The following is a 16,290-nucleotide window of genomic DNA, read 5'->3' on the forward strand; positions in this document are numbered from 1 at the left end:
GATATCAGACAGGGGGGAAATGTATGACCGCTGGCGCAGAACTGATTGCCGTCGATGCCCTGCCAGTTAAATTGGGACACTTTGTGGAGATTTGTCTTTTCCACAAAGAGTATGCAATCTCTCACTCGGCCGGTAGGGACGAGTATCATGTATTCACCACAATTCCCGCGGGCAACCGCTTCGCGGGCAGCGGCAGATTGTGCATCTGCCAGGTTGAACTGACCAAACTGGGCGTGGGGCCTATGGAAGTACGGCCGGCGAAGCCAGTTTACGTTTCTGAATCACTGAGTGACTACGATTTGCATGTTCGCACCAATATTTTTTTGTCCGCTGAAGATTTCCAGCGGTCCACACTAATCCGTATTATTGAGAACAATAAATCAATGGTACTCCGTCCCGGCTCCAGCACCGGCTTGTATTGTCCACGACCGGGTCAGTTTATCATAAACATAGGATAAAAAACCGCCAGCAAAAAGCTGGCGGTTCGCTTACTCCCGGGGAAACTAGATTATTTAGCAGATTGCTGAGCTTACATCAGGAATACCGCAACAACAGCGGCAACAGCCAATCCGCAGATTACGGGAATGAAGTTTTTCCGCGCCAGATCCATCGGGCTTACGCCAGCGATGCCGGCAGTTGCCACCAAACCAAATGCCCAGGCAGTCAGGGTTCCGCCACCGGCCCAGACAGCACCCATTTGGCCAATCGCTGCCACAGCCTCGACACTGGCGTTTGCTGCCGGCGCCAAGGACTGGGCGAGACTTGCAGTCAGTGGCAGACCGGAGAAACCGGAGCCGTCTAGCCCGGTGATAATCCCGACAAACAGGTTGCCAAAGGACATAGCCAATCGATTGACCGGCAACGAGTTCGCAACCGCCGAACCCAAGTCAAAGAGGAGTTGCGGCGCGCCTTCGCCCAAAATAGCCACGGCATCGCCACCGCCAAGGAAGAAGAAGCCGGCGATTGGAATAACAGGTGCGAATATCTTGATTGCAAAGAGCATGCCTTCGCGCAAATGAACGACCACAGATTCCAGGGCTTTGTCCCCATCATTGGCAAAGCTCATGATAATCAAGAGCGCCGCGGCGGCTCCACCCAACAACGCGGTTGCGTCTCCACCCATAATTGGTGCAAGGGCAGTAGCTTCAAATGAAGCGTAAATCATGGTGCCAATTATCAGCATAAATGTTACCGGCACAATTATCGCAAAAGCAATATTCTTGTTGGTCTTCTCAATCGGAGCATCATCGGCTGTCGCCGCAACCAAACCACTCTCTACATTCAGCCCCTGCTGGGTCTTGATTTCCTTGCGCATCATCAAATATGCGATGACACTGGCGACAAGACCAACCACCAACGACAAAATTGCCACTTCGTTGAGCATAGCGCCCGGTTCCAATCCGATGGTCCGTTCACTGAGCCCTGGCGCTCCCTGAATGATTAAGTCGCCAGACAATGCCATACCATGACCAAGGATGTTTACCGACATGGCCGCAGCCATTGCCGGCAGTCCCGCTTTGATCGCTACAGGAAGGAGCATTACGCCAACCAGCGCGGTGGCCGGGGTGGGCCAGAAGAACAGTGCGCAGATGTACATCACACCACCCAGAGCGAAGAAAGCAACATGGGGATTGACCATCAGGCGACGGGCAGGAGCCACCATCAATGTATCGGCGCCCAGCTTTGCCATCGACTTGAGCATTGCTACCATCAGTGCAATAACCAGCATGATGTCAAACAAGTCGCTGCCGGCTACCAATAGTGCACGGAACATTGCCTGCACGGCAGGAATAATACTGCCCTCGTTATACACCAGACCGATGACAAAGATTCCTACTATACAGGGTAAAACAACATCTCGTTTCAATACCATTGCCAAAACCACAGTCAGAACAACTAGCAAATAAATCCAATGAGACAGGGTTAAAGTGACTTCCATTAATTTTGGCCCCCAATATTTTATGGTTGATTTTCCCCGGGAAGGGAATTACTTGGCCAATTGCTGGTTAAAAACGCCTGTCAAGTTAACGGTATCGACCCGGGCTGCCACCTCCTCTTTATCGGTGGTATACATACCCAGCTCTTTCAAGTGGTTGAACAATACCGAGCCGGAGAAAGTGAACTTCTGTCCCATACCCTCAGGGGTTTCCATCCGTTCCCTGACATAGGCAATTGCCTCGCCAATCATCAGAGTCCGGGGCAGTTCCAGCAAGTCAAGGTTTAGGGCCTGACGAACGGCATTGTGCCCCGCAAGTGTACCGGTGATAATTGCCTCGGTATGACCGACCAACAGGCCAGCTTTCTCGCCACCGCAGAACAAGTTATCGACACCCTGTACCTGCAGCTTATCATCCCGAGGGGCCAGCGCCAGATAACGCATAGAGTTGCCAAGGCCGCCAGAATAGGGGTCTTCGTAACGGGCTTCTTCAAAGCCAGGAATCTGTCTCAGGGTTTCTAAGGGAAAATATGGCGCCATTAATTTTGCATGGCCGGTATCCAGCAATATTACATTGGCGGCAAACTCAGGCAGCGCATACTGCTGACACGCTTTTGATGAAAGTGCCTCTTCACCCTTTTGCAGTGCCTCGGGAATCGGCACAACGGCAACACCGGTCTCATCCAATTGCTTTACAATCTCCGGCGCCAGGGACTCTTTGAGAAGCTTGCAGGAGCCGCTCATTGCACCAATGGAGCCATCGGCTTTTTGGCCCATTTTTTCCTCTACACCTGCCTTGGCGGCAATACTTACGCGGCCGCCAAAGGTCGGACAGCGCAGCACGCACATGGCGCAACCATTGCCGTATTTGCCACAGTTGGCCATTCCGCCTGCAGAACCGGTGGCTTCAACGACAACATCTGCATCCACGCTGCTGCCGTCGCTGAGTTTGACGGCGACAATCCTGGAGCCGTCTTTGATAACGTCTTTAGCTGTAGTTTCGAGGCGAATCTCAATCCTTCGGGCCAGCAACTCTATTTTTACAGCCGGTTCAATTTTCCCGATGTCATACAGAGAAGCATGCTTGTGACCAGGAAACTCGATATCGCGGTGTCGGGAGACTGAGTCGGCGATTTGGAACAATTCACCGCCACCTAAAGCAATTGCTTCTTCTGTTGCAGTCCAACGGCCGTTGTTGCGCATGATTCCACCAACTAGACCTGTTCCTAAAAGCATATCTGTCCGTTCAACTAAGGTTACATCGGCGCCGGCCTTGGCGGCAGCAAGTGCTGCCGCCGTTCCGGACCAACCGCCACCAACAACCAGAACTTTCACCATTGAGTTATGCCTCCTTGTTGTTGAATAATCTTATTCGTGCGCATATTTGCAAACGATTTGAATCAGCCGCACCAGGGCTCTTACAGCCAGACGGGCCTTCTCTTCAATCAGCTGACCATTGTCATCAGTTGTGCCGAGACCAGGGGAAATGTAGATATTGGCATCATAGGCAACGGTGGGAATTACGCCCATCTGAGACAAGCCAGTTTGGAGCATATGGGAACCAGCATACATGTCTTCGATGGAGAAAATGGGGATGCCGGCGCCATTTGCCCATGTTCCTTCATAGTTTACTTCCACAGCTGTGGAGTTGTAGCTCTTGCTGATGATAATACCTTTGAGCAATTCGGGGTCAAGTGCTGAAAATTCTTCTTTGACAATCTCGTAAAGCTCATCAACCGGCTGCTTCAGCACTTCAGGCTTATCTCTAAGAACCCGCAGAGCGGCAATTTGGCCGAGAAGAGCTTCTTTGCCCGGATCCTGGGTTACATAAGCAGCTTTCCCGTAGGAAGCAGTGGTGCCCCAGCGATCGCCATGCATACCGAGAGCGCGACGGATTGGAACCATATACTCTTCTTTACCAATGACCAGACCGCTGGTCATCGAACCAGTCGCTTTGTCCATACTGTAGACGAAGACATCAGCGCCGGTCTTGCGGATATCGGTGCCGACAAACGGCAAGCCCCAGGCATTGTCAATTACATAAGGCACATCATAAGAATGGGCCACTTCAGCTAGGCCTTTCAGCAAACGGGGCACACCTTCACTATCCTTGTCGGCATAGCCGTAGCCAGGAGTTTCATAGCCAAGGGATGTGATTCCAGTTAGATAATCGGCATGGCGTTCTGCTGTTTTAGCGATTTTCGCCAGCGTCTTGTCCACATCCACTTTGCTCAAAAGCGGCACCGGCCAATATTTGATGCCATGCACTGGATACTCTGCGCCCACCATCGGCACAATCACTGCATCGGTATTGTTTTGACGCTTGCCGTAGAAACCCAGCTCCCCAGGAGTGCTGCCTCTGTCAGCGAACACGTCTTTGAACCGAGGCGGGAACGGACGACCATAAGCACCATGATGATGAAGATGCTTTTCGTAAGGCGCCAAATAACGGGCGCGGTAATTGTCTCCCCGTCCAAGATTGGGGGGAGTAAACAAAGCATCAAAGCTCACCCACAGTCCAGCTTCGCAGGTGTTAACAGGCGCGGCATCGTATTCATCGCCATAGACGCTCTTGACCAGTTCACGAATTTCATCTACCAAGGTAGCCAGCGGCGTAACTTCTTTGGCACCTTTTTCAGCGAACTCGAGTATGTCGTCGCGCAAAGGCGCCGGACATCCGGATATAGCACCAGTAAGACCAAATTTGCCACGCCACTCCGCAGGGATACCAATCTCATCAGCAGCCTGTTTAGCTTCCTGATAAATGGCAGCCGTATTGGCTTGTAACTTTTTGTACATTTTGAACTTCACAACAAACACTCCTTAAAATTTTATATTTTGAGATTGAACTTATCGGGTCAATATGTAGCTACGTAGGTGGCTTAACGAATTTCAATTGTTGACCCAACTCCAAACCACGTTGTTTTCCACAAATGCGCTGCCCATGGAGAACAATATTGAGGTGATTGGGCATGTGAGTTTCATCAAACCCCACAATCGTTCCAATCACTTCACCGTCAACCTTCAGTTGATCACCGGCAACTAAAACACCGCTGTTGGTAAACTCCACAAATCCTAGATACGCAATCGGGTTTACAATATCGCCCGGTTTTGCATGTTGATCAGTTACAATCAACTCATGAACCTGGTAGCGACTAACAGCTCGGGAAGGCTGGCCTATCAACTTTAAGTTGCGATTCTCATACTGACCAGTCAGCACAACCACCAAATCAGCCGTTACGTTAACTTTTGCAAAATAAGGATCTGACTTGAACATTCGCTGCTTATACGGATCCGTCACATCTTCACCTCCTCATCATTGATGAGCAGCTACAGTAAGTTTCGCCATTAGTTCCGGAATTCCTGCTTAAACATAAAAAAAAAACTGAGAAATTTCTCAGTTAAACAATGGAATTCCTCCGACCCAGCTTGCCAGCAAAAATAATAAAGTAATCCAAATGGTCCCCAAAACCAAAACAACCAAAGTTTCTTTAAGTTCTTTCCGGTTTCCCATTGTCATCAACACCTAATGCCCGAGGACAAACAGATTGTATTCCAGGTCTTCCCAGGAAAAGCGAAGTCCCGGGCAATCGGTGTTATGTGGCTCGACATTGTAGAAGGGTATATTGTACTTTTCCATTAGAGCAAATATCCGGGCGGCCAAAACATCCATATCATTGACCCAAATATTGATTGCCTGATCGCTGCGTGCATAGTCATGACAGTGGGTCCCGTGGACAATAATTTTTTTCACATTCATCCCCCCGTGTTTCAGATTATGGCGCTTAGGGAATAAATGTGCACACCAAAATAAAGACCCCTATCGGGTCTTTATCTGGTGGCAAGCATAATCAACGTTATTCCCATAAGCAGCAAACCTAATTTGCGTAGATCAATCTGTCCTGCCAGGCCAGCAACGCCAATGGCGCTTACGAACAGAAACACAAATGGTCCGACACTGCCGATAATACCGTTGATTTTAACGGCTGACTGCAAGTCCTTATAATATAACATCAGCAAGCCGCCGCTAAGACTGACAACGCCGTAGAGCATTCTGATTGCGGCCATTGTAATGAGATTGATGTTCATCGTTCATTCCCCCTTATATTGGGCCATTATAACCTTTTCCAGGGGATTTGTCTTGTCACATCATAAACAATATCGCTACCAATGTCGACACAACCAGCCCTGCTACGACCGGGATAAAGTTTCTCCTGGCGAGCTCAATTGGATTAATCCCAGCGACACCGGCAGTGGCCACCAAACCAAATGACCAGGCCGCCAAAGTACCGCCGCCAATCCAGACAGCGCCCATTTGCCCAACGGCCGCCAAGGCTTCCACATTAACTCCAGCCGGTCCGCCCAGGGCCTGGGCCAATCCACCCACCAAAGGCAGGCCGCTAAACCCGGAGCCATCGAGACCGGTCAGGATGCCAATCAGCAGGTTGCCAAAGGCCAGCGAAAAAGCATTCAAAGGTAGACTGTCGGCTATCATGTTTCCAATATCGAACAAGTATTGGGGAGCACCTTCCCCCAAAATATCGGCAACCGAGCCGGAACCCATTAAAAAGAATCCGGCGATAGGAATTACAGGCGCGAAGATCTTGGCAGCAAACAGCAGACCCTCCCGCAAAAAGCCGACTATTTCCTCCAGGGCTTTATTGCCATAGCGTCCAAAACCGGCAATCAACATCAATAGAGTTGCCGTTCCACCCAAAAGCGCCTCCGACAAACCGCCACGTATCCTAACAACCGCGTCGGCTGATGAAGACGGGTCTGGTACGAATACCATTACCACGATAATCAACAGCAGCACTGCGGGCACAAACACGGCGAAGAATTTTGATACCCCGGTAATTGGAACCTTTTTTGCGTTGTCTTCATCGATGGCCTGGGTGTTAAAATCTTGGGTAGGCTTCTTGCCATAATCCCGCAACGTGAGGAGGTAGGCAACAGCGCCTGCCACCAAACCGGTGATCAACGACAAAATCGCAATTTCAGAGAGAAGCGCTTCTGTCGGTATCCCTGCCGCCCGGGCAGTTATCCCTGGTGCACCCTGGATTACAAGGTCACCGGATAACGCCATGCCGTGTCCGAAGATATTTACCGACATGGCAGCAGCAATCGGAGGCAGGCCTGCCCGCACTGCAATTGGCAGCAGAATCACTGCCACCAGAGCAGTGGCTGGCGTTGGCCAAAAGAACAGTGCTGCAGCATACATTGCTGCCCCCAGCACCCAGTAGGCCACCTTGGGGTTTTTCATTAGCGGTCTGACAGGTGAAACCATCAGCACATCAGCGCCCATGGTCTGAAGCGCTTTCAGCATCGCCACCATTAAGGCGATTATCAACATGATGTTGAAGAGCGATGTCCCTGCTGTGAGCAAACCTTGGAACACAGTCTGGACCGCGGCAATCAGCGACCCATGATGTGACCAGCCCAGGAGCAGTATCCCCAAAATACAGGGCACGACGACATCGCGTTTGAGAATCATGGCCAAGAGAACCACAACCAACGTGATTATATAGATCCAATGACCAATAGTCAGAGACCCTTCCATGTTATTCCCTCCTGCCTGTTAGGGCTTCTGCGCAAAAATATCCTCCACGCCAGCCTGGCGAACCCGGCGGGCAACTTCCGCGCGGTCTGTGATATACATATCCTTCTCCTGAAGGTGTTTAAACATTACAGCGCCGGAGAAAGTATATTTTTTTGTCATGCCTTCTTCGGTCTGCATTTGTTCGTTTACCCAGGCAATTGCTTCACCAATCGCCAGGTCTCTGGGCACTTCAACCAGGTCTTTACCCATTACCTGACGCACGGCATTATGCCCGGCAATTGTTCCGGTGATTATCGCCTCAGTATGACCAACCAACAGGCCGGCCTTTTCCCCGCCACAAAACAGGTTAGCTACCCCCTCAACCTGCATTGTATTTTTGCGAGGCGAAAGAGCCAAGTAACGCATCGAATTGCCAACGCCACCTGAGTACGGATCTTCAAAACGTGCGTCCTCAAACCCAGGAATTTTCCGCAGCACTTCCAAAGGATAAAATGGACTCATCAATTTAGCGTGGCCCGTATCCAAAAGGATGATATTCTCTGCAAACTCAGATAACGCATATTGTTGACAGGCCTTAATCCCCAGCGAGCCCTCTTTACGCAATTCGGGGGGGATTGGTATTATTGCCACACCGGTGGAGTCCAAGCGGTCTACGATATCGGGAGCTAGGGAATCTTTATGCAGCTTGCAGGAACCGCTCATGGCGCCAATGCTGCCGTCCCCTTTCTTGCCCATCTTTTCTTTGACTCCGGCCTTGGCCGAAATCGATACCCGGCTGCCAAAGGTTGGACAGCGGTAGACGCACATTACGCAGCCATTGCCGTATTTGGTGCAATTGGCCATGCCGCCGGCAGATCCCGTGGCTTCAATGTATATATCCGCTTCCATCTTACTGCCATCGTCTAATTGCACATGTTTAATTGTATCTCCGCTCATTTCCACATCTTTACCGCGGTTTACAAAATGCATCTTGACGCCGTACTCTTCCAAAAGACGACGGATCGCCGGCTCAATTTTTGAGACATCATAAAGCGACGCATGTTTGTGACCGGGGAATTCTATCTCCCGATGCCTAGATACCTGATCAGAGAGTTTGAACAAATCGCCGCCACCCATTGCAATTGACTCTTCGGTAGCAGTCCAACGACCGTTGTTGCGCATTATTCCGCCAACAAGGCCGGTTCCCAATAACATGTCGGTACGCTCAGCTAATTCAACTTCCGCGCCCAACTTAGCGGCAGCGATGGCAGCGGCTGTACCAGCCCAGCCACCACCGATTATGCCAACCTTAACCATCATCCAACCTCCTTAGATTATGCCCGCATGCCGGGCGACAATTTCCATCAACCTGACCATGCCCCTAACGGCATAGCGGGCCCGTTCTTCTATCAACTGGCCATCGTCATCGGTGGTGCCCAGCCCCGGGGAAATATAGATATTGGCGTCATAGGCGATTGTTGGAATAATCCCCATTTGCGCCATACCGGTTTGCAGCAGGTGGGATCCGCCATACATATCCTCAATTGAGAATATTGGCATACCAAGCCCTTCCTTCCAAGTCTTTTCGTAATTAATCTCGACAGCGGTGGAATTGTAAGTCTTGGAAATAATCAGACCCTTACCGATACGGGAATCAATTTGATCAAACTCCTCTTTAACGACTTTGTACAGGTCGTCAACAGGCTTGGTCAGAACTTCCGGACGCTCCTTGAGAGCCCGCAGTGCGGCAATTTGACCCAACAGTGCCTCTTTACCAGGATCCTGGGTCACATATGCTGCCTTACCGTAAGAGGCTGTGGTGCCCCACCGATCGCCATGCATACCAAGAGCGCGACGAATGGGAACCATATATTCTTCTTTGCCGATGATCAAGCCGCTGGTTGCTGATCCTGTTGCCTTATCCATGCTGTAAATGATTACATGGGAACCGGTTTTACGAATATCTGTGCCAACAAACGGCAACCCCCAGGCATTATCTGTGATATATGGCACATCAAACTCTTCCGCAATCTGAGCAAGGTACTTCTGCAACAGTGGTATTCCTTCCTCATCATGCTCGCCATAACCATAGCCGGGCGTTTCATAGCCAAGGGATGTAAAGCCGGTGAGACAATGCGCATGCCGTTCCGCGACCATGGCAATTTTCTCAGCGGAAGCTTCAGCATCAACTTCTGTCAATAGTGGCACCGGCCAGTATTTTATACCGTGAACATCATATCTAGCACCTTCCAGCGGCACGATAATTGTGTCGGTATTGTTCTGGCGCTTGCCATAAAAACCAAGTTCGCCCGGTGTTGACCCCCGATCAGCAAGAATGTCTTTAAACCGACCCGGGAACGGACGGCCATATGAACCCTGGTGATGCAAATGTTTTTCATACGGGGCGATATAGCGAGCGCGGTAGTTGTCACCTCGCCCCTGCATTGGCGGCGTGAACAGAGTATCAAATGAAACCCAAATTCCCGCCTCACACGTATTTACCGGGCAGGCATCGTATTCGTCACCATAAACGGACTTCACCAAGTCTCTGATGTCGTCAACGAGCTTGGCCAGGGGGATAACTTCGGTGACTCCTTCTTCGATAAAATTTCGGATATCGTTGCGCAAAGGCGCCGGGCATCCGGAGATGGCGCCAGTCAAGCCAAACTTGCCCCTTAATTCCGATGGAACACCGATTTCATCTGCCGCCTTGCGCGCCTCTTCATAAATTTTGGGGATGCTTTGCTGTAAATGTTTGTACATTTGAAACTTAAACTTATCCGCCATTAACTTGGTAGCCTCCTCAGGAATAATTTTTCAAAGCCTACAGGTAGTATGCGTAACTCGAATTGCCTAATATTCACCCTGCTGAAAAACAACATCTGCTCCCAGCTCTAGTCCCAGTTCTTCGCCACTGATTCGCTCTCCAGAGACAATAATATTCAAGTGATTGGGCATATGCGTCTCATCGAAGCCGGATAACATTCCCACCTCTTTACCTGCAACCTTCAGGCGATCGCCAGTCACCAGAATCCCCGGCGCCGTAATCGCAAAAAAACCAAGATAAGCAATTGGATCAACCTTGTCTCCAGGCTGCGCTTGCTGGTCGGTAATAATTAATTCATGAACTTCTCCAAGATTAACCGCCCTGGATTTTGGTTTAATTAACTGCAGCCCTCGTTGCGGATACTTTCCGCGCAGCACCACAACCAATTCGCCTTTCACATCTGTTTTCTCAGCATATGGATTCGCCTTAAACATTCCGCTTGCATAGGGATCCATGCCAACACCTCCATGTTTAACTTTCCCAACAAAAAAACCAGACATTCGTTAAAATGTCTGGCGACCTGAATAGTTCGGATGGCCGGGGGTAAGGAAATTATTAATACCATTATGCGAACATCAATTTACAAATGATTACGGCAGTTATAAATCCTGCTAAATCTGATAACAAGCCCACAGTCAGGGCATACCTGGCCCTGCGAATACCTACCGAGCCAAAATAAACTGTTAAAATGTAAAAAGTTGTGTCGGTGCTACCCTGCATGGTGGAGGCGATCAGGCCCTGAAGCGAGTCGGGGCCGAATCTCTGCATTAACTCCGCTGTCATTCCCAGAGCGCCGCTGCCAGAAATCGGCCGCATTATTGCCAAGGGCAGCACATCTGAGGGGATACCAACGGTTTCGGTTGCAGGCCTTATTATGCCCACCAGAAGGTCGAAGGCCCCTGATTCCCGGAATATTGCCAGAGCTACCAGCATCGCGACCAAAATCGGAATTAACTGCACAGCGATGGTGAACCCCTCTTTGCCACCTTCCACAAAAGTATCGAAGACATTTATTCTCCGCCAGGCGGCAAAGACCAAGACGATAAAAATAAACACCGGAATCGCCCATTGAGAGACCGCATTCAGGATCGCCATTACTGTTTCCTCCTGCTGATGGTACGGAAAATCTTATCAAAGGTAATTGCCACGAGCGTTGAACAGCCCGTAGCGATAATTGTCGTCACCACAATCCGTGTGGGTTCCACTGAGCCGGCGGCGGCCCGAAGCGCAATCACTGTCGTTGGAATTAAGGTTATGCTGGAGGTATTGAGCGCCAAAAAAGTGCACATTGCCGGCGACGCTGTATCTTTGTCCTGATTAAGCTCTTGGAGATGCTTCATCGCCTGAAGTCCCATTGGCGTAGCAGCGCTTCCCATTCCAAGAATATCCGCACTCATCGTCATTAAGATTGAGCTCATTGCGGGATGTTCAGGCGGAACATCGGGAAACAAAAAGCGGGCAAAGGGCTTCATAATCCGGACCATTATCCTTAGGAGTCCCGAGCGCTCAATCACCTTCATAATCCCCAGCCAAAATGTCATTACGGCAATCAAGCCGATGGCCAGACTGACAGCTTTGTCGGCGGTATCGAGAATTACAGGCGTGATATCGCCTATATTGCCACTGATGGCGGCAACCAGAATTCCCGACAAGATAAAAAACAGCCAAAAGCGGTTAATCATTTTGCCACCATCCCCGCAACCAATTGGCTATACGGGCAAATAAGCCACTTCTGGCGTCAACATCTGCCGCCACCTGTAAATCTGCGCTCAACTCCCATTGGTTATCGATCAAAATATGTGCAGTCCCCACAACCTCGCCGACTGTTAGCGGGGCTTCTAGTCTCGCCGGCAGGTCTGGAATTACTTCATAATTAATCATTTCATTGGCGTAAACTGGAAACGACACCTGCCGCGCCAGCTGCACCGGCACGCGGCGCTCAACGCCGCCCCTCACAGGCAGTACTGTCACAGTTTTGCCTGCGTCAATCACAGTCTTCATATCAACTTTGTCAAATCCATAATTAAAAAGTTTCATTACGTCGGAATAAAGCGCCTGGGTGTCCATTACCACCGCAATTAATTCCATACCATCCTCTGCGGCAGCAGCCACCAGACACGCCCCGGCGGCTTCAGTCCAGCCGGTCTTTAAACCCAACGCCCGAGGATCCCGCTCCAACAATTTGTTGCTGTTATACATTACCCGCGGCCGGCCAGTGGTCAGTTCGCGACTGACATAAGTTTCGGTGGCGCATATTTCCCGCAACACCGGATGTCTTAAGACCTCCCGGGCAAGAATCGCCAGATCATGGGCGCAGGAATAATGTTCCTCTGCGTCCAGTCCGTGGGGATTGGCGAAACTAGTGTCCTTCATTCCCAGTTCCCACGCTTTTCTGTTCATCAGCGCAGCGAACTGTCGCTCATCGCCCCCCACATGCCTGGCAATCGCCATAGCCGCATCATTTCCTGAACGCAGAATCAGTCCGTATAGTAGATCCTGCATTGTCAGCTGTTCACCTGGCTCAAGATAGATTGAGCATCCCTCGATGCCCGTACTTTCGGGTTCAATCGTCACAATTTCATCCAATTCACTAAGCTCAAGCGCAACTATGGCTGTCATCAATTTGGTGGTGCTGGCTATCAAACTTTGTTCTCGGGAGTTTTTTTCGTATAGAACCCGTCCACTGGAGGCTTCCAACAAGATAAAAGATTCAGAAACAATCGTATCAACACCGTCATCTGACTGCTCTGCCACTGCCACACCAGCGATTAATATTAATAGCAGGCTGATTAACAAGAGCTTGCCAATGGTTTTCAATCGTCCCACCCCCATCTGTATGTATATTCAAGGCGGGGAGTTGTTTATGAGGGCAACAAAAAAACCCCCTAGGAAGGGGGCATTGTCCGTTGCTGTAATTCGTTCCGCAGCTCTTCAATCTGCTTCTCTAATTTTTGCTGTTGAGCGCGCATCTGCTGCATGCCGCCCGAACTATCACCGCCATTGGCAACAGCGGACTGAACTTTTTCCATAACCTGGGGAACTAAATCAATCAGACGATCATAAAGCGCGCTATTGCTCACCGGCAAAAGACGCACTCCATTGCTTCCGACCACCAAAAACCCCACCGGCTGTACAGAAACGCCACCACCGCTGCCACCTCCAAATGGGAGATGGTGATTGTCACCAGCTTTATCAAACTCGCTGCCGCCGGCGGCGAACCCCAGACCCAACTTTGAAACAGGAATGATTACACTGCCCTCAGGTGTTTCTACGGCATCACCGATGACGGTGTTTACATCAACCATTTCCTTGATACTTTCCATGGCAGTCTTCATCAATCCCTGAATTGGATGTTCTGACATCAGCTTCACCCCTTCGTTTTGTCAATAGTTTAACCTTTACCACCATATAAATGCCAAATATCGCGGCAATTATAATATAGCCCACTGGAAAAACTAATATACAACTGACCACCGTTCGAAAGCGACTGGTGTTGAACATTGGCAGGACGCGGAGAACAGGGGTTTTTTTGAATTTGAGATATCTGCCAAGCATTCCAGATATCATACCTTTGGCTGACCAGACCACGCCAATTAGCTGCCCCAGTCGGGCGCTATCCCAGATGCCCAACTCTGTATGCCAGACAAAGCGCTCAATTTTTAAGAACACTCGGGAAAAACGTAAGTATTTGTCCAAAGGCGATTTAAGATACTTAAAGTTGGCCGACATAAATAAGATATCACGGAGCGATAGTTTAAATGGAAACTTAATATTCTTTTTGCGGGCGCCTGCCTCCGCCTTGACGGCAACACCGGATTTTTCAGTATGTATCACCGGCACCTGAAAACTGAAACTTCCCAGCCCCCACAGCCAGCTGATTCGCAGGGATAAAGAGTCTTCTGTCTTCCCCCGATGCCGGTAATCCAGCCAAACGTGCACCGGCGATACCAAAATCACTGGTATTATTATTGCCCACCAAACAACAAGGTACTGTTCCATCAGCTCTCACCACCGGTTTAGTATGCCCCGGTGTGAAACTAAAATGCAAAAAATGGCAGACTTTGCTGCCATCAAGACTTCTCGCTTTTTGGTTCTGGTAAATCAGCTAGATCAGTGATCCCAAAATGTCTGAGGAACTGATCGGTGGTGCCGTATAGAATCGGCCGGCCCGGTGTCTCCCTACGGCCAACCTCAGTGATTAAATCATAGGATAAAAGGGTATGCAGCGCCTTCTCAACCTTGACACCACGGATCTCTTCAATCTCCGGGCGTGTAATCGGCTGGCGGTAGGCGATAATTGCTAAAGTCTCCAAGGTCGGGGACGACAGGCGCGACGGTCGCTGCCGGTCTAACAAACGTTCGATGTAGACATTATACAACGGACGTGTTACCAGCTGCACCTCGTCCTCCAAGCGCCGTAGTTCTATCCCCCGCTGGTCCAGTTCAGCCTCAAGCTGCTCCAGCCACTGATTTAGCTGCAGCGGTGTCGCCTCAAATACTTCACAAAGTTTGTCTATACCTATGGGATCGCCACAACAAAAGAGCACAGCCTCCAAGGCGGCAACCATCTGTTTATCCATTTGCATCCCTCTTCATCTCCAAAAGTATCGGTCCGAATAGTTTCTGCTGGCTAACAACAATTTCACCCATTCGCACCAGCTCCAGCATCGCTAAAAAAGTAACGATCCTGTCTTTAACCGCCATACCCTTTGTAAGTTCCGCGTAATGAGCAGGTCCATGAGCCAGTTGCGCACGCAACGCCTCAATGCGTTCCGCCACTGGCATCCCCCGGGCGGGGAGTTCCCTTACTTCCTTCTTACCCTTTGTCAAGGCGCGGTTGTAGGCGGAAAACAGATTATCCAAAGAATGGGGTGCGAGCTGAGGGACTATAACCGCTACATCCGGCATCCCGGGTGGCCGGGCATGAACGCGGTAGCCACCACTAGCTTTTGCCTCCAGCACGACAGCCAGTTCTTTGAACCGCTTATACTCCATCAACCTGACAATTAATTCTTCCCGGGGGTCGTCCTGCTGCTGCAGAGCCAGCTGCTCCCGCTCAACTCGGGGCAGAAGCGACCGAGATTTTAACTCCAATAGCCAGGCGGCAGTGTATATAAAATCACTGGCCAAATCAGGATCAAACTGCTGCAAAACTTTTAGGCTTTCCATGTATTTCTGGGTAATATCAGAGAGAACGATGTCTTTAATGTCAAGCTTGTCCCGTTCCAGCAGATGAATAAGCAACTCAAACGGCCCCTCAAAAGCAGCCTGTTGAACTTGAAAGCCACTGGCTGCGGGTTGCAAATTGAATGCTTTCACAGCCCTCACCCCAAAAACGGTAGAACAAGATATTGGGAAAATGTGAAAACCAGGCTCATTAAAAAGTTAGCCGCTGGAATCAGGAAAAATGTGTGGGCCCGGGTGATCAGCACCAACATCAGAATTAAAAATCCATACTGTTCCAACTGGGCAAACTGGTACGCATACCGCGGGGGCAGCACACTGGCAAGTATCTTCGACCCGTCAAGGGGAGGAATTGGCAAAAGATTAAATAAACCCAAGAAAACATTATATATCAGGAAATAGTCAAAAAAGCGCCACAAGTGGAAACTGGCCGGCCCAAATAAGTTGAAAAGTGGATGGGCAAGGGTCCAGCCGACACCGGCCACAAAGGCAAAAAAGAAATTGGTCAGCGGTCCGGCCACGGCCACCAACAGCATTCCCCGCCGGCGGTCACCCCGGAAGTACATGGGGTTCACGGGCACCGGCTTTGCCCAGCCAAAACGAACCAAGATTAACATTATCAGCCCAAGTGGGTCGATATGGGTAATAGGGTTTAAAGTCAGGCGGCCGTTTGCCCGGGGCGTAGGGTCCCCCAGCATATCCGCTACCTTGCCATGGGCATATTCATGAAATGTAATTGTCAATAACAATGCCGGCGCCAGGTAAATCGCGTCGTTCAGCAGACTAGTCAAATTGTTGAACATT

19 protein-coding genes are annotated in these 16,290 nt (G+C 50.2%); 1 reads left to right on the forward strand and 18 read right to left on the reverse strand.

Going from position 1 to position 16,290, the window contains the following annotated elements; genetic code table 11:
- The first annotated feature begins 23 nt into the window (after window positions 1-23).
- Window positions 24-458 (forward strand): hypothetical protein, encoded by a 435-nt coding sequence (locus FH749_04910; protein ID MTI94814.1) that lies wholly within the window; start codon window positions 24-26, stop codon window positions 456-458.
- Window positions 459-529: 71 nt separating this feature from the next.
- On the opposite strand, the gene FH749_04915 is transcribed toward FH749_04910, so the two are convergent.
- The 18 genes from FH749_04915 to FH749_05000 form a co-directional block, all read right to left on the reverse strand.
- A complete protein-coding gene (locus FH749_04915; protein MTI94815.1) occupies window positions 530-1,939 on the reverse strand; it encodes a hypothetical protein in 1,410 nt (469 codons plus the stop codon).
- Window positions 1,940-1,987: 48 nt separating this feature from the next.
- Entirely contained in the window at window positions 1,988-3,274 is a 1,287-nt protein-coding gene (locus FH749_04920) for an FAD-dependent oxidoreductase (GenBank protein ID MTI94816.1), read from the reverse strand.
- A 30-nt stretch (window positions 3,275-3,304) separates the two neighbouring features.
- Window positions 3,305-4,735, reverse strand: a complete 1,431-nt coding sequence (locus tag FH749_04925; protein MTI94817.1) for a hypothetical protein — start codon at window positions 4,733-4,735, stop codon at window positions 3,305-3,307.
- Window positions 4,736-4,805: 70 nt separating this feature from the next.
- Window positions 4,806-5,237, reverse strand: coding sequence for a hypothetical protein (locus tag FH749_04930; GenBank protein MTI94818.1), 432 nt, complete (start codon window positions 5,235-5,237; stop codon window positions 4,806-4,808).
- Between the two features lie 225 nt (window positions 5,238-5,462).
- Complete coding sequence (locus FH749_04935) at window positions 5,463-5,690, reverse strand: hypothetical protein (protein MTI94819.1); 228 nt, start codon at window positions 5,688-5,690, stop codon at window positions 5,463-5,465.
- Window positions 5,691-5,767: 77 nt separating this feature from the next.
- Window positions 5,768-6,025 (reverse strand): DUF2619 domain-containing protein, encoded by a 258-nt coding sequence (locus FH749_04940; GenBank protein MTI94820.1) that lies wholly within the window; start codon window positions 6,023-6,025, stop codon window positions 5,768-5,770.
- A gap of 55 nt (window positions 6,026-6,080) precedes the next feature.
- Entirely contained in the window at window positions 6,081-7,496 is a 1,416-nt protein-coding gene (locus FH749_04945) for a hypothetical protein (GenBank protein ID MTI94821.1), read from the reverse strand.
- A gap of 18 nt (window positions 7,497-7,514) precedes the next feature.
- Window positions 7,515-8,792 (reverse strand): FAD-dependent oxidoreductase, encoded by a 1,278-nt coding sequence (locus tag FH749_04950; protein MTI94822.1) that lies wholly within the window; start codon window positions 8,790-8,792, stop codon window positions 7,515-7,517.
- A gap of 12 nt (window positions 8,793-8,804) precedes the next feature.
- Window positions 8,805-10,262 carry a hypothetical protein gene (locus FH749_04955; protein MTI94823.1) on the reverse strand — a complete coding sequence of 486 codons (1,458 nt, stop codon included), beginning with the start codon at window positions 10,260-10,262 and terminating at the stop codon, window positions 8,805-8,807.
- A 66-nt stretch (window positions 10,263-10,328) separates the two neighbouring features.
- Window positions 10,329-10,757: a hypothetical protein gene (locus FH749_04960; GenBank protein ID MTI94824.1), complete on the reverse strand. Its 429-nt coding sequence runs from the start codon at window positions 10,755-10,757 to the stop codon at window positions 10,329-10,331.
- Window positions 10,758-10,866: 109 nt separating this feature from the next.
- Window positions 10,867-11,397: a spore maturation protein gene (locus FH749_04965; GenBank protein ID MTI94825.1), complete on the reverse strand. Its 531-nt coding sequence runs from the start codon at window positions 11,395-11,397 to the stop codon at window positions 10,867-10,869.
- Window positions 11,397-11,984, reverse strand: coding sequence for a nucleoside recognition protein (locus tag FH749_04970; GenBank protein ID MTI94826.1), 588 nt, complete (start codon window positions 11,982-11,984; stop codon window positions 11,397-11,399). The genes FH749_04965 and FH749_04970 overlap by 1 nt, the downstream gene beginning before the upstream one ends.
- The gene (locus FH749_04975) at window positions 11,977-13,134 is read right to left on the reverse strand and encodes a D-alanyl-D-alanine carboxypeptidase (GenBank protein ID MTI94827.1); all 1,158 of its coding nucleotides are present in this window, start codon (window positions 13,132-13,134) and stop codon (window positions 11,977-11,979) included. Before FH749_04975 ends, FH749_04970 begins: the two co-directional genes overlap by 8 nt.
- A 53-nt stretch (window positions 13,135-13,187) precedes the next feature.
- The gene (gene ytfJ / locus FH749_04980) at window positions 13,188-13,664 is read right to left on the reverse strand and encodes a sporulation protein YtfJ (GenBank protein MTI94828.1); all 477 of its coding nucleotides are present in this window, start codon (window positions 13,662-13,664) and stop codon (window positions 13,188-13,190) included.
- Entirely contained in the window at window positions 13,600-14,301 is a 702-nt protein-coding gene (locus tag FH749_04985; GenBank protein MTI94829.1) for a DUF2953 domain-containing protein, read from the reverse strand. Before FH749_04985 ends, ytfJ begins: the two co-directional genes overlap by 65 nt.
- Before the next feature lie 71 nt (window positions 14,302-14,372).
- Window positions 14,373-14,888, reverse strand: a complete 516-nt coding sequence (gene scpB, locus FH749_04990; GenBank protein ID MTI94830.1) for an SMC-Scp complex subunit ScpB — start codon at window positions 14,886-14,888, stop codon at window positions 14,373-14,375.
- Window positions 14,875-15,663 carry a hypothetical protein gene (locus FH749_04995; GenBank protein ID MTI94831.1) on the reverse strand — a complete coding sequence of 263 codons (789 nt, stop codon included), beginning with the start codon at window positions 15,661-15,663 and terminating at the stop codon, window positions 14,875-14,877. The genes scpB and FH749_04995 overlap by 14 nt, the downstream gene beginning before the upstream one ends.
- Window positions 15,627-16,289: a site-2 protease family protein gene (locus tag FH749_05000; GenBank protein MTI94832.1), complete on the reverse strand. Its 663-nt coding sequence runs from the start codon at window positions 16,287-16,289 to the stop codon at window positions 15,627-15,629. Before FH749_05000 ends, FH749_04995 begins: the two co-directional genes overlap by 37 nt.
- Window position 16,290 lies beyond the last annotated feature (1 nt).

The organism is Bacillota bacterium (assembly GCA_009711825.1).
Classification (GTDB): domain Bacteria; phylum Bacillota; class Proteinivoracia; order UBA4975; family VEMY01; genus VEMY01.

Coding starts and splice junctions, on each gene's coding strand:
- FH749_04960 (MTI94824.1), bottom strand. CDS start 10,757: ATGGATCCCTATGCAAGCGGAATGTTTAAGGCGAATCCATATGCTGAG.
- scpB (MTI94830.1), bottom strand. CDS start 14,888: ATGCAAATGGATAAACAGATGGTTGCCGCCTTGGAGGCTGTGCTCTTT.
- FH749_04915 (MTI94815.1), bottom strand. CDS start 1,939: ATGGAAGTCACTTTAACCCTGTCTCATTGGATTTATTTGCTAGTTGTT.
- FH749_04970 (MTI94826.1), bottom strand. CDS start 11,984: ATGATTAACCGCTTTTGGCTGTTTTTTATCTTGTCGGGAATTCTGGTT.
- FH749_04965 (MTI94825.1), bottom strand. CDS start 11,397: ATGGCGATCCTGAATGCGGTCTCTCAATGGGCGATTCCGGTGTTTATT.
- FH749_04940 (MTI94820.1), bottom strand. CDS start 6,025: ATGAACATCAATCTCATTACAATGGCCGCAATCAGAATGCTCTACGGC.
- FH749_05000 (MTI94832.1), bottom strand. CDS start 16,289: ATGTTCAACAATTTGACTAGTCTGCTGAACGACGCGATTTACCTGGCG.
- FH749_04920 (MTI94816.1), bottom strand. CDS start 3,274: ATGGTGAAAGTTCTGGTTGTTGGTGGCGGTTGGTCCGGAACGGCGGCA.
- FH749_04975 (MTI94827.1), bottom strand. CDS start 13,134: ATGGGGGTGGGACGATTGAAAACCATTGGCAAGCTCTTGTTAATCAGC.
- FH749_04955 (MTI94823.1), bottom strand. CDS start 10,262: ATGGCGGATAAGTTTAAGTTTCAAATGTACAAACATTTACAGCAAAGC.
- FH749_04910 (MTI94814.1), top strand. CDS start 24: ATGACCGCTGGCGCAGAACTGATTGCCGTCGATGCCCTGCCAGTTAAA.
- ytfJ (MTI94828.1), bottom strand. CDS start 13,664: ATGTCAGAACATCCAATTCAGGGATTGATGAAGACTGCCATGGAAAGT.
- FH749_04985 (MTI94829.1), bottom strand. CDS start 14,301: ATGGAACAGTACCTTGTTGTTTGGTGGGCAATAATAATACCAGTGATT.
- FH749_04950 (MTI94822.1), bottom strand. CDS start 8,792: ATGGTTAAGGTTGGCATAATCGGTGGTGGCTGGGCTGGTACAGCCGCT.
- FH749_04925 (MTI94817.1), bottom strand. CDS start 4,735: ATGTACAAAAAGTTACAAGCCAATACGGCTGCCATTTATCAGGAAGCT.
- FH749_04945 (MTI94821.1), bottom strand. CDS start 7,496: ATGGAAGGGTCTCTGACTATTGGTCATTGGATCTATATAATCACGTTG.